The organism is Embleya scabrispora DSM 41855, assembly GCF_000372745.1.
Lineage (GTDB): Bacteria > Actinomycetota > Actinomycetes > Streptomycetales > Streptomycetaceae > Embleya > Embleya scabrispora.
The window spans coordinates 69,238-81,507 of the sequence record NZ_KB889677.1 but is presented as its reverse complement, the minus strand read 5'-3'; the positions used below and the strand labels follow the sequence as shown (position 1 = coordinate 81,507).

12 protein-coding genes are annotated in these 12,270 nt (G+C 72.4%); 4 read left to right on the top strand and 8 right to left on the bottom strand.

Going from position 1 to position 12,270, the window contains the following annotated elements; translation table 11 throughout:
* Positions 1-35 precede the first annotated feature (35 nt).
* The 3 genes from A3IC_RS0127975 to A3IC_RS0127965 all read right to left on the bottom strand — a co-directional run bounded on the left by A3IC_RS0127975 (position 36) and on the right by A3IC_RS0127965 (position 4,158).
* Positions 36-2,066, bottom strand: coding sequence for a flotillin family protein (locus A3IC_RS0127975; RefSeq protein WP_020553380.1), 2,031 nt, complete (start codon positions 2,064-2,066; stop codon positions 36-38).
* Positions 2,067-2,216: 150 nt separating this feature from the next.
* Positions 2,217-2,879 (bottom strand): hypothetical protein, encoded by a 663-nt coding sequence (locus A3IC_RS0127970; RefSeq protein ID WP_020553379.1) that lies wholly within the window; start codon positions 2,877-2,879, stop codon positions 2,217-2,219.
* A gap of 169 nt (positions 2,880-3,048) precedes the next feature.
* Positions 3,049-4,158, bottom strand: coding sequence for a PucR family transcriptional regulator (locus tag A3IC_RS0127965; RefSeq protein ID WP_020553378.1), 1,110 nt, complete (start codon positions 4,156-4,158; stop codon positions 3,049-3,051).
* Positions 4,159-4,261: 103 nt separating this feature from the next.
* Between A3IC_RS0127965 and A3IC_RS0127960 the strand changes: the two genes are divergently transcribed.
* From A3IC_RS0127960 to A3IC_RS0127945, 4 genes are all read left to right on the top strand, one after another.
* The gene (locus A3IC_RS0127960) at positions 4,262-4,927 is read left to right on the top strand and encodes a response regulator (protein ID WP_020553377.1); all 666 of its coding nucleotides are present in this window, start codon (positions 4,262-4,264) and stop codon (positions 4,925-4,927) included.
* A complete protein-coding gene (locus tag A3IC_RS56895) occupies positions 4,924-6,222 on the top strand; it encodes a sensor histidine kinase (protein WP_020553376.1) in 1,299 nt (432 codons plus the stop codon). The genes A3IC_RS0127960 and A3IC_RS56895 overlap by 4 nt, the downstream gene beginning before the upstream one ends.
* Positions 6,223-6,378: 156 nt before the next feature.
* Positions 6,379-7,272 carry an ATP-binding cassette domain-containing protein gene (locus A3IC_RS0127950; protein ID WP_020553375.1) on the top strand — a complete coding sequence of 298 codons (894 nt, stop codon included), beginning with the start codon at positions 6,379-6,381 and terminating at the stop codon, positions 7,270-7,272.
* A complete protein-coding gene (locus A3IC_RS0127945; protein ID WP_020553374.1) occupies positions 7,269-8,840 on the top strand; it encodes an ABC transporter permease in 1,572 nt (523 codons plus the stop codon). The genes A3IC_RS0127950 and A3IC_RS0127945 overlap by 4 nt, the downstream gene beginning before the upstream one ends.
* Positions 8,841-8,888: 48 nt before the next feature.
* Here A3IC_RS0127945 and rdgB read toward each other — a convergent pair whose 3' ends face one another.
* From rdgB to A3IC_RS56890, 5 genes are all read right to left on the bottom strand, one after another.
* Positions 8,889-9,491 carry an RdgB/HAM1 family non-canonical purine NTP pyrophosphatase gene (gene rdgB, locus A3IC_RS0127940; RefSeq protein ID WP_020553373.1) on the bottom strand — a complete coding sequence of 201 codons (603 nt, stop codon included), beginning with the start codon at positions 9,489-9,491 and terminating at the stop codon, positions 8,889-8,891.
* A 77-nt stretch (positions 9,492-9,568) separates the two neighbouring features.
* Positions 9,569-9,967: a hypothetical protein gene (locus A3IC_RS0127935; RefSeq protein ID WP_020553372.1), complete on the bottom strand. Its 399-nt coding sequence runs from the start codon at positions 9,965-9,967 to the stop codon at positions 9,569-9,571.
* A 254-nt stretch (positions 9,968-10,221) separates the two neighbouring features.
* Complete coding sequence (gene rph / locus A3IC_RS0127930; protein ID WP_020553371.1) at positions 10,222-10,947, bottom strand: ribonuclease PH; 726 nt, start codon at positions 10,945-10,947, stop codon at positions 10,222-10,224.
* Positions 10,948-11,001: 54 nt separating this feature from the next.
* Positions 11,002-11,757 carry an MBL fold metallo-hydrolase gene (locus A3IC_RS0127925; RefSeq protein ID WP_020553370.1) on the bottom strand — a complete coding sequence of 252 codons (756 nt, stop codon included), beginning with the start codon at positions 11,755-11,757 and terminating at the stop codon, positions 11,002-11,004.
* Positions 11,754-12,098: an aspartate/glutamate racemase family protein gene (locus tag A3IC_RS56890; RefSeq protein WP_020553369.1), complete on the bottom strand. Its 345-nt coding sequence runs from the start codon at positions 12,096-12,098 to the stop codon at positions 11,754-11,756. The genes A3IC_RS0127925 and A3IC_RS56890 overlap by 4 nt, the downstream gene beginning before the upstream one ends.
* Positions 12,099-12,270 lie beyond the last annotated feature (172 nt).

The window sequence follows — 12,270 nt, the reverse complement described above, 5'->3', positions numbered from 1 at the left end:
TCCTTTGTCGTCAGGGCTGGTCGGTGGCGTCGCGGTTACTTGCCGGCGCCGTTGAGCCGCGCGGGGGCCACCAGATCGGCGAGTCGGGTGTCGCCGAGTCCGCCGGCCCGCACCGATTCGAGCAGGCCCGTGAGCACGGCGGTCTGCGGGCCGCCGCCGGCGATCAACGCGCCGAGCGCGCCGGCCAGGGTGAGGTCGCGCACGCCGCCCGCACCCAGGCCGGTGACCATCGCACCGAGGTCGGCGGCGAAGGTGGAGGCGTTCGGGTCCAGCCAGGTACCGGCCATCGTGCGTACCGTGTCCGAGCGGCCGACGAACGCGTCCACACTCTTCCCGGCCGCCATCGCGCCCATGATCTTGTCGAAGAACATGCTGTCCCCGCCGACGATGTCGATCCTGGCGTTCTCCAGACCGGTCGCCAGCACCGTCGCCTGTGCCTCGGCGATCTGCCGGTCCACGTCCAGACCGGCCAATCGGATCTCCTTCTCCGCCTCCAGACGCAGCCGGTATTCCTCGTGCACTCGGCTGGACTCGTCCAGGGCGGCCATCGCGGCGGCCTTCTCGGTCAGACCCTCGGCCTCGCCCTTGAGTCGCTCGCGCAGCCCCTCGGCGCTCGCGAGCGCCTTCCTGCGGGTCACCTCCGCCTCGGCGTGGCCCAGCTTGGACACCGCCTCGGCCATCCGCTCCTGCACCTCGGCCTCGGCCAGGCCGACCGCCGCCGCCTCGGCGCGCTTGCCCTCGGCGCCGCGGATCGCGGCCTGGGTGTCCAGTTCGGCGGCCTTGCGCCGGGCCTCGGCCAGGGTGAGCTGCTCGGCCGCCCGGTGTCCGGCCGCCTGCTCGGCGGCCTCGGCGGCCTTGATGTCCTTGACCAGCCGCTCCTGCGCCTCGGCCTCGGCGTGGATGACCAGCGCCTGGCGCTCGCGCTCGGCCTCCTCGACCAGCCGCAGCTTCTTGATCTCCTCCTCCTGCGCGGCGACGGTGCGCTCGACCGCGATCCGCTCGCGGATCACCTCGGCGATGTCGCGCTTTTCCGCCTCGACCTCCTTGTCGCCGGCGATCCGGCGCAGCTGGGTCTCCCGCTCCCGGGCGATCACCTCCAGGAGGCGGTCCTTCTCGATCCGTTCGTTCTCCACCGCGATCACCCGCTCGCGGTTCTTCTGCGCGACGGCCACCTCACGCTCGCGGTTCTCGTTCTGGATCCCGATCGCCTCCTCCGTCTTCAGGTGTGCGCTTTGCGCGCGCAGGCGCTCCTCGGCCTGCACCCGAGCGGTCTCGGCCTCCTCCCGGGCCCGGCTGATCTCGATCTCCCGGCGCTGCTTGATCTCCGCGTCGGCCTGCCGGCGCTCGAGTTCGAGCACCGTCTCCCGGGCCTCGACGTTCTGCCGGGTCATCTCCTTCTCCTCGGTGCGCTGGTACTCGTTGGTGCGCACGTGCTCGATCGCGGTCAGCTCGGTGATCTTGCGAATGCCCTGGGCGTCCAGGATGTTGGCGCCGTCGAGCTGGCTCATCGGGGTCTGTTCGAGGAAGTCGATCGCGGCGTCGTCGAGGTGGTAGCCGTTGAGGTCGGTGCCGATCACCGCGAGGATGCGGTCCCGGAACTCCTCGCGCTTGGTGTACAGGTCGACGAAGTCGAGTTGCTTGCCCACCGTCTTGAGCGCCTCGGCGAACTTGGCGGCGAAGAAGTCCTGGATGGCGGCCCGGTCGCTGGCCCGGTCCGCGCCGATCGCCTGGGCGACCTTGATCACGTCCTCGACAGTCTTGTTGACCCGCACGAAGAAGTAGATGTGGATGTCGGCCCGGATGTTGTCCTGACAGATCAGGCCCTCGCGGCCGGTCCGGCGGATCTCGATGGTCTTCACCGAGATGTCCATGGTCTCGGCCCGATGCAGTACGGGCAGCACCACGGCGCCGGTGAAGGTGACGTCGACCGTGTCGGCCTTGGAGATGATCAGGGCCTGACCCTGTGACACCTTGCGGTACAGCCGGGTCACGGCCAGGCACACGACGAGCAGGACGAGCAGGACGACGGCGACGAGCACACCGATGCCCACGGTGATGGCATCCATCAGTGAAATCCCTTGGTCGAACGGGACGTTGGTTGGCAAGCAGGCGGTTTTGACGCCGCGACGCTCGTCACCCGGCGAAGAGTGGCGAAGGGGCGGGCGCGAGGATTCGTGCGGGTCCGGGGCCGCGACCGGATGCCGGGCCCGAGCCGATCAGCGCGCCGTGCGGTCCGGGTCCAGGGCGCTGTCGTAGCGGGTGACCCGGAAGAACTCGCCGGCCGCGTCGTAGTCGAAGATCAGCGCGGTGCTGCCGGAGGCCAACCCGCTTTCGTCCGTGCGCACCTGGAGGATCGCGGTCGAGCCGTCCTCGGCCCGGACCTCGGCCTGACCGAAGTCCAGGCCCACCCGACCGGTCCGGATCAGGCAGGTCCGGCCGACGAAGTCGGCGCGCACGGACGGGCGTTCGAGTGGCATGAAGCGCCGACCCAGGGCCCGCACGAGACGCGCGGTGAGCAGGCCGAGACCGAGCGCCGCGGGGAGCGCCGCGGCGCGCAGCCACCAGCGGTCGGTCAGCGCGGTCCCGACCAGACAGACGAACCAGGTCACCGCGATCGCGAACGAGACGGTCACGGTGATCGGTACGCCGGCGGTGTCGCGTGGGTCGTGGTCCCCATGACCGGCGTGACCACCGTGACCGTCATGGCCCCCGTGGGCCCGGGGCCCGCCATGATGACCACCCCCGTGGTCCCCGTGGCCCCCATGGCCCACGGCGACACCGCCGAGCAGCACCAGCAGCCAATAGGCCGCCACCACAACGAGCGCGAAGCTGAACAAAACGGCGGGAAACGCCAGTGCCGCCCGCACGAAATCCCCCACCGTTCCACCCCCTCGGCCCGCCGTGCGCCGACATCGTGGCACCGGTGGCAGGACGCGCGCATTGCCGGATGCCGGCAGTGTTGACGCCTGCTTGATATCCGGTACCGGGCCCCGGGCGACCACGCCCCAGCGGGCGCGGTCACAGCGGGGCGCAAGCGGCGAGGCACGATCAAAGCGGGGTATCCGGCCAGCCCAGGAGCCGGGCGCCCAGGGCGGCGGTCTCCAGGGTGTACCGCTGGAGCGCGTCGCCGGGGTCGTATCCGGTCAGCGTGCGAATCCGCTCCAGCCGGTAGGACAGCGTGCGCACACTGATCCGCAACCGGCGGGCGGCCTCGGCATTGACGTAACCGGCCGCCGCACACGCGGTGATCGTCTCCAGGAGCGGGCCCGCGCCGCCGCGCGCGTGCGTCAGCGGACCCAGCGCGCTGCGGACCAGATCGGCCATCGCCGCCCGGTCGCGCATCAGCACCGGGAAGACCAGCAGGTCGCCGGCGTCCAGCACGCCGGCCGGCAGATCCAGCCGCACGGCCAGGTCGAGCGCGCCCAGCGCCTCCTCGTAGGACAACACCACGCCACTCGCGCCGGCGTGCGGTCGGCCCAGCGCGACCCGACGCGCGACCTCGCGGCCGGCGTCGGTCCGGGTCGCGTACCGGGCGAACGCGGTGAGCACCGACTGCTCGTTGTCCGCCGCGATGCACACGAGCCGGCCGTCCTTGGTGGTCAGCAACACGTCGCGCTCGCCGAACCGACCGATCAACTCGCGCTCGACCCGGCGGACCAGCGGATGCACCTCGTCGTAGTCGCTCGCGCCCACGGCCACCGCGACCGCGTGCGCCCGGGCCAGGCGCAGCCCGAACCGCTCGGCGCGCTCGGCCAACCGTCCCGGGTCGCTTCGGCCGTAGAGCAGGTCGTCGACGAACTCGCGCCGTGCGGCCTCCTCCCGGCGAACCGCGAGCCGCCGCGCGTGCTCGTACCCGGCACCGAGAGCGGCGATCGCCGCATCCAGCGCGGCCAGCACCGCGTCCCCGCCCCGGGCCGCGTCGCTCACACTCGCCGCGCGCCCGATGCCCGGCAACGTGCCCCACGCGCGGCGCGTCTCGCGCACGTACAACCCGACCAGGGGACGCCAATCGTGCCCGGCCTCCGCCGCCCGCTCACCCGACTCCGCCAGCGCGTGCAACTCGGCCCGCCGCAACAGCCGCCCGGTCCCGGAGACCTCCCCGAGCACCTCGGCCCACCCGGCCACGAATTCGACGGGTATCTCGTCGTCGCTCTCCACTCCCGGTCCCCCCGAAGCCCTGCCACGTCGCCGAACCCGGCGCCGAAACGCTACCAACATTGCCGATTCCCGGCAGGAACCGCCGCCGGCAGAATCGGGAGTTGTGACGATCTCGGTGTTGCTGGCGGACGATCAGGAGATGGTGCGGCGAGGGATGCGGCGCATTCTGGAGCGGCAGGCGGGCATCGAGGTGGTCGGCGAGGCCGCCGACGGGGTGGCCGCGCTGGAGGCGGCACGGCGGCTGCGGCCGGATGTGGCGCTCGTGGACATCCGGATGCCTCGGATGGACGGGCTCGAACTGACCCGGCTTCTGGCCGGACCGACCGCCGAGGTGCCGGTCAAGGTGGTCGTGGTGACCACGTTCGACCTGGACGAGTACGTCTACCCGGCACTGCGCAACGGCGCGTCGGGCTTCCTGCTCAAACGCTCGGGCCCGGCCCTGCTGGTGGAGGCGATTCGCGCGGCGGTGGCCGGTGACAGTCTGATCAGCCCCTCGATCACGGTCCGCCTGCTCAAGCACGTCACCCGACCCAAGCCGGCGCCGACGCGTCCCGCGCCGATCGAGGCGCTGACCGAGCGCGAGGTGGAGATCGCCGGCCATGTCGCCGAGGGCAAGACCAACGCCGACATCGCGAGCGATCTGTTCATCTCGCCCGGCACGGTCAAGACCCACGTGGCCGCCATCGGGCGCAAGCTCGGCGTCCGCAACCGGGTCGGCATCGCGGTGCACGCCTGGGAGATGGGCTACGCACCGACCGGATCACGATGACCACCGCTCCGCCCGGGCAACGGCGCCGGATCGGCTGGACCGTCGCAGCCGTGTCCCTGGTACTGCTGCCGCTTCCGCTCGCCGCACCCGTCGGCGTCCTCGCCGCGCTCCCGGCCGCCCTCGCCGTCGGCGGCGCGCTGCCCCGGTGGCCGATCGGGCGGGTGTCCCTGACGGGCGCCGCGTGGGCGGCGGTGGCAACCTCGCTGCTGATCGACATCTGCTATCCCGGGCCACACCAACTCGCGGGCTTCTGGATGCCGTTCGAGTTCGTCGGCCTGTGGTTGACGGTCGAGCGGGTGGTCCGCCGGCTGCCGGGGCGCGCCGCCGTGTGGCTCGGCTCGGCGCTCGGCCTGGCCATCGCGGCGCTCCCGCTGCGCTTCACGCTGCGCGCCCCCGCGGTGACCTGGGAGGCGTCGGTCGCGATGTGCGCGGTCGCTTTGCTGCCGGCCGCGGCCACCGCGGGCGTGGGCCTGTACCTGCGCTCGCTGGACGACCGCCGCACCCGCGCGGTCGCCCTGGCCCGTCGACTCCAGCGCCTGGAGGTGGCCCGTGACCTGCACGACTTCGTCGCCCACGAGGTGACCGGGATCGTCCTGGAGGCCCAGGCGGGACAGCTCGACGAGCCGACCGGGGCGGATGCCGAGCACACCCGCGCCCTGCTCGCCCGGATCGAGCAGGCCGGACTGCGTGCGCTGGAGTCGATGGATCGCACGGTACGGACCCTGCGCGAGAGCGCCGGCGAGGACGACGCGGCGGAGCTGCCCGAGCCGCCGACCCGGGTGTACGGGATGGCCGATCTACCGGTCCTGGTCGAGCGCTTCGCCGGCTCGGGCCGGGTACGCGCCGAACTCGACCTGGCTCCGGACCTGGCCGGCGCGCTGCCCGGCCCGCTGGACGAGGCGGCCTACTTCGTGGTCCTGGAGGCCCTCACCAACGTCCGCCGACACGCCCCGGACACGGCCGGCGTCACAGTCGCGGTCGGCCCGGCTCGCACCCGAGGGATCGAGGTATCGGTGACCGACCTCGGCGGCGCCTCCCGTCCCGCGCCGGCCGAACGGGACGGCGGCGGCACCGGGTTGGCCGCACTCGGAGCGCGCCTCGAAGCACTGGGCGGCAGCCTCACGGCCGGACCGCACCAGGGCGGCTGGCGCGTGGTCGGCCTCCTGCCCACCACGCGACAGCACCGACCGGCCCGCACTCCCGGGCACCCGACCCGACGGCCCGCGCCCGAGGAACCGCACGACCCGGCGGGCCCGTCCCGGCGGCTTACCCGAGCACCGAGGTACCCCGGCTGATCGCCCGAGCACCGAGGCCCCCGGGCGGCACGGACCCACCGGATATCTCCCGAACGGCAGATGTCCGCGCCCGCGCGAACGCGCAGGCTGGCCCGGTGCCGCGGACCACCTCGCGGCGCGGCGCGACCCGCGCGCCATCGCGAAGGGCAGACCGACATGCTCGAACTGATCGACGTCACCAAGGACTACCCCGGCGGCAAACGCGCCGTCGACGGCGTCACGCTGTGCCTGGAACCGGGCCTGCTCGGGCTGTTGGGCCCCAACGGCGCGGGCAAATCCTCGCTGATGCGGATCATCGCCACCGTCACCCGCCCGACCTCCGGACACATCCGCTTCGGTGGCGTCGACGTACTCGCCGACCCGGACGCGCTGCGCCGCTCGCTGGGCTACCTCCCGCAGGACTTCGGGGTCTACCCGAACCTCGGCGCCCGGGAGTTCCTCGCCTACCTCGCCGCCGCCAAGGGTCTGACCGCGCGCTCCGCCAAGGCCCGAATCGAGGAACTGCTCGAAGCGGTCAACCTCGCCGACGTCGGCAAGCGCCCGCTGGGCAAGTTCTCCGGTGGCATGTTGCGCCGGGTGGGCATCGCACAGGCGCTGCTCGCCGACCCGCGCGTGCTGGTCGTGGACGAGCCGACCGCCGGTCTGGATCCCGAGGAGCGGGTCCGCTTCCGTCACCTGTTGGCCGAACTCGCGGTGGATCGTGTGGTGTTGTTGTCCACGCACATCGTCTCGGACGTCGAGTCGGTCGCCTCCGACATCGCGGTGCTCGCCCGCGGCAGCCTGCTGCGCCGCGCGAGCCCGGAGCAGTTGCTGCACGAAGTGGCAAACGTGGTCTGGGAGATGACGGTGCCTCAGGCCGAGGTGTCGGCCGCCCGAGGACGCTGGGTGGTGAGCCGGATGGTGCGCACCACGGCCGGCGTACGACTGCGCGTGCTCGCGCCGCACCAACCGGCCGGGACCGCCGTACCGGTCGTGCCCGACCTGGAGGACGCCTATCTCGCGATCGTCTCCGGCCTGGTCGCCAACGCCGACGCGGCGGTGCGGCCGTGACCGCGGGCATCGTGGTGCGCCTGGCCGGCGCCGACTTCCGCGAGCGCGTCCGCCGCCCGGCGTACCTGGTCACCCTCGCCGCGGCGGTGGCGCTGGCCTACGTGGCCATCCCCGGCCCGGACGCGCACTGGACGATCATGAACGTCGGCGACTACCGGGGCCGGTACGACAGCGCCTACGTGGGCACGGCCACCGCGCTGGCGGGTGCGCTGTGGCTGACGCTGGGCGGTTTCCACGTGGTGCGCGACGCGATCGGCCGGGACGAGCGCACCCGGGTCGGCCGGTTGCTGGCCGCGACGCCGTTGCGCACGTGGGCCTACCTCGCGGCCAAGCTCCTCGGCAACGTGCTGGTGCTCGCCTCCATGGTGGGCGTGCTGGCACTGACCGCCGCCGGTATGCAGTTGCTGCGTGGCGAGGACCGGCGGATCGAACCGGTCGCGCTGCTCCTGCCGTTCGTCACCATCACGCTGCCCCTGGTGGTGGTGACCGCCGCGGCGGCGCTGCTGTTCGAGACCATTCCCCGGCTGCGCGGCGCCCTGGGCAACGTGGTGTGGTTCTTCGTCTCGCTCACCGTCGCGCTCGGCGGACAGTCCGGGTCCGCGCCTCTGGGCGGCCTGGGCGTACATGCGGCGGTCGCCTCGATGCGCGATGAACTCGTCTCGCAACACGGCGACTTGGCCGGCCAGGAGTTCAGTCTCGGGCTGACCTGGCGGGACGAGCCGCTGCGGACCTTCGACTGGACCGGCTTCACCCCGAGCGGCATCTTCCTGCTTCAGCGGACGGCCCTGATGCTCCTGGCCGTCGCCGTCGCGATCCTGCCCGCGCTGTGGTTCGCCCGTTTCGACCCGGCCCGGGGCGGCACCCGCGGCGCCGCTCAAAACGAGCCGCCGGCCGCGGCGGCCCGGGCGTACCCGCCGAGCACGCCCCCCGTCCTGCCGCACACCCCGGCCCGCGTCGGCTTCACCTTGCCGCGCCTGCTCGCCGGCGAACTGCGCGTCCTGGTCCAGGGCGTGTCCCGCCGCTGGTGGGCGGTGACCGCGCTGCTGTCCGCGCTCGGCCTGGCCGCGACCGGGGACGTGGTGACCTCGGCGGTGCTGCCCGCCCTGTGGATCTGGCCGCTCATGGTGTGGTCGCGGCTGGGCACCCAGCGCGTCGAACACGACATGGCCGGCCTGCTCGGCGCCTATCCGACGCCCCGTCGACGGCTGTTCGCCGAGTGGACGGCCGGACTGCTGCTGACCGCGCTGGTCGGACTCGCCCCGGCCATCCGCATGGTGGTCGCGGGTGACACCCCGGGCCTGGCCGCGTGGGCCGCCGGTGCGCTGCTGATCCCGTCCTTCGCGCTGTGCATCGGGTTGGCGAGTCGCACGCACCGGCTCTTCCAGGCGCTCTACCTGCCGTTGTGGTGGGGCATCCTGAACAACATCACCGGCCTGGACTTCATGGGCGCGATCCGCCGACACGGCGAACCGGCCGGACCGCCGTGGCTCGCGGTCGCGACGCTGGCGGCCGTACTCCTCGCGGTGGCGATGGGTATCGGCGCGGCGCGCCGGCCGGACCGCCGGTGAGTACGGGCGGCCCGCGGCCGAGCGGTCGCTTCCAAGCGGGTGGGGGTGTCAGCCGATCAGTTCGGAAACGATCGGCGCGAGGGCGCGAAATGCCTTGCCCCGGTGGCTGATCGCGTTCTTCTCGGCGGCGCTCAGCTCGGCGGCGGTGCGGGTGTCGTCGGCGACCTGGAGGATCGGGTCGTAGCCGAAGCCACCGGTGCCGCGCGGTTCGCGGGTCAAGGTGCCCTCGAACCGGCCCTCGACCACCCGCTCGGTGCCGTCCGGCAGGGCGAGCGCCGCCGCGCAGGCGAACCACGCGGCGCGGTGCTCGTCGCCGATGTCGGACAACTGCGCGAGCAGCAGCCGCAGGTTGGCCGCGTCGTCGCCGTGCGTGCCGGCCCAGCGCGCGGAGAAGATGCCGGGCATCCCGTTGAGCGCGGCCACGCACAGGCCGGAGTCGTCGGCGATCGCCGCAAGTCCCGTGGCCCGCGCGATGGCGTGCGCCTTGAGCAGGGCGTTGGCCGCGAAGGTGAGGCCGGTCTCGGGCACGTCGGGGACATCCGGATACGCGTCCATGCCGACGAGTTCCACGTCCAGCCCGGCGTCCAGGAGGATCTGCCGGAGCTCGAGGACCTTGTTGGCGTTGCGTGTGGCGAGTACGAGGCGGCTCATGCGGCAAGCCTAGTGTCGCCGTGCGGCACGAGGGTTGCGGCGGCCACGGATCGGATCCGGACCGCCTCGCGGACCTGCTACTTCACACAGATCGCGGCCAGGTTCTTCGCGCCGTTGATCAGCGGTTGCACGTCGCCGGCACTCAGGCTTCCGCCGTTGGCGGCCTTGGTGCTGAGCTGGGTGATCACGTCGCCGAGGCCGTTCGCGGCGTTCTTGGCGTCGTTCGAGTCCAGGTCCTTGGTCTTGTCGTCCAAGGTCTTCTGCAGGTTGTCGAGCGCCTTGCGAGCCGCGGCCGGGTCGTTCAGCACATTGCTCAGCGTGGCGATGTCGTTGGTGAGGTTGGTGGCCAGTTCGGCACACGAGATGGCCTGCTGCGCCTGCTCGCACGCGGCGGTGGCGAACAACGCGCCCGCCATGACGGTGGCCGCGATCGTGGTGCGCAGGACCCGGCGGGAACGGTACGTGGCGCGGAACATGGAGCTCCTCGTCAGGGACGGGCCGATCGGCCCGGTCGTGGCTGCCGCTGATCGGGATGACCAGGTGCCACGACCGTACTGGTGTCCGGCCCCGCGACGGGCCGACGGTGGCATACCCGGCACGTGCCGGTTGCGTGTACGTGACACTCGCAACCGGCACGTGACCACCGTTTGCGGTGGTATGCGGGGAAAGCACCCACCGGGGCCGCTCCCGACGCCTCGGCGACTTCGTCACCCGCTCGGCGGTGGGGCGCTCAGGACTCCAGGGCGAGCTGCTGAAGCATCGTCAGTTCCTCGCAGCCCCGCGCGCCCAGGTCGAGCAGACCGTTCAGCAGCGCGCGGTCGAACGGCTCCTTCTCCGCGGTGCCCTGCACCTCGACGAAGCGCCCGTCGCCGGTGCACACGATGTTCATGTCGGTCTCGGCACGAACGTCCTCCTCGTAGGGGAGGTCGAGCATCGGCACGCCGTCGATGATGCCGACGCTGACCGCCGCCACCGAGCCGATCAGCGGATTGGCGCCCTTGCGGGTGAGCTTGCGCTCACGCGCCCAGGTCACCGCGTCGGCGAGCGCGACATAGGCGCCGGTGATCGCCGCGGTCCGGGTGCCGCCGTCGGCCTGGAGCACGTCGCAGTCGAGGTGGATCGTGGTCTCGCCGAGCGCCTTGGTGTCGATCACCGCACGCAGCGAACGACCGATCAGCCGCGAGATCTCGTGCGTACGCCCGCCGATCCGGCCCTTGACCGACTCGCGGTCGCCGCGCGTGTGGGTGGCGCGCGGCAACATCGAGTACTCGGCGGTGACCCAGCCCTCTCCACTGCCCTTGCGCCAGCGCGGCACACCTTCGGTGACGCTCGCGGCGACCAGGACGCGCGTACGGCCGAACTCGACGAGGACCGAGCCCTCGGCGTGGTCGAGCCACTTGCGCTGGAACGTGACCGGGCGGAGCTGGTCGGGGGTACGGCCGTCTACTCGTGACATGGACCCAGCCTAAGCGGTGCCACGCACGGTTTCGGACCGGCCGCCCGGCGCGCCTCAGACCGTGTGCGAGGCGTCCGGCAGGGCCAGCTCGACGGCGCCGGAGAAGGTCTTGCGGGCGTCCTCCAGATTGCGCCCGCGACTCGTCCACGGCGGGATGTGGGTGAGCAACAGCCTTCCCACTCCTGCCCGTTCGGCATGCTCGCCGGCCTGCCGGCCGTTCAGGTGCACGTGTGGCAGATCCTCCCGGCCGTACTCGAAGGACGCCTCGCACAGCAGCAGGTCGGCGCCGCGTGAGATCCGCACCAGGTCATCACTGACACCGGTGTCGCCGGAGTACACGAGCGATCGGCCGCCGACCTCGATCCGGTAGGCGTACGACTCGACGGGGTGCGGCATGCGGTCCGCGGTGATCCGGAACGGGCCGACCTCGAACGTGCCGGTGACCACCGTGCGGAAGTCGAACACGTCGGCCATCCGCCCGTTGTCGATCGCGCCTTCGACGTCGTACGCGCGCGCGATCCGCTCGTGCGTGTCGGCCGGTCCGTACACCGGCAGCCGAGGCAGTTCGCCGGCCGGGCAGTACTTGCGGGCCACGAAGTAGCAGGCGAGGTCGAGGCAGTGGTCGGCGTGCAGGTGGCTGAGCAGCACCGCGTCCACCGAGGCGAGCGTGGTGTGCCGTTGCAGGGCGCCGAGCGCGCCGTTGCCGAGGTCGATCAGGATCCGGACCCCGTCGGCTTCCAGGAGGTAACACGAGCAGGGGCCGTCCGGCCCGGGGAAGCTGCCGGAGCAGCCGACGACGGTGAGTTTCACGTGAGGGCTCCGAGCGCGTCGACGTGCGCGAGTTCGGGGCCGAGGAACCGGCGACCCACGTCGCGGAACCGGGCGGGATCGCCCGTGGTGAGGAATCGGTGGTCGGGCGCGGCCCGCAGGGTGGCCGGCGTGATCACGTCGATCACCGGGACGGCGTACCGCTCGCGCGCGTCCCGGCGCACCTCCGCGCTCGGCCTCGGCCCGTAGGGCTGCCGCGCGGTGTCGCCGAGACAGCGGATCGGCTCGTTCGAAAGCCGGTCGAGCACGGCCCTGGCCACGGTCTGGCCGGCAAAGCCGGAGTCGAGGGTTCCGACCGGCGCGTCGTTGGATGCGAATGCCACTCCCCGAGAGTACGCAGTGGAGGGGTACGTCCCGGTGCACAACGGGCATGGGGGTGACCGACGTCATACAGAACCGCGCTCCGCGCGAGGCGGCGGCTCCGCCGCTCTCCTCGCAGGCTCGTCGATCACCGGTCGACGACTCGTTCACCGCCCCGGACGGCACCCACCCCGC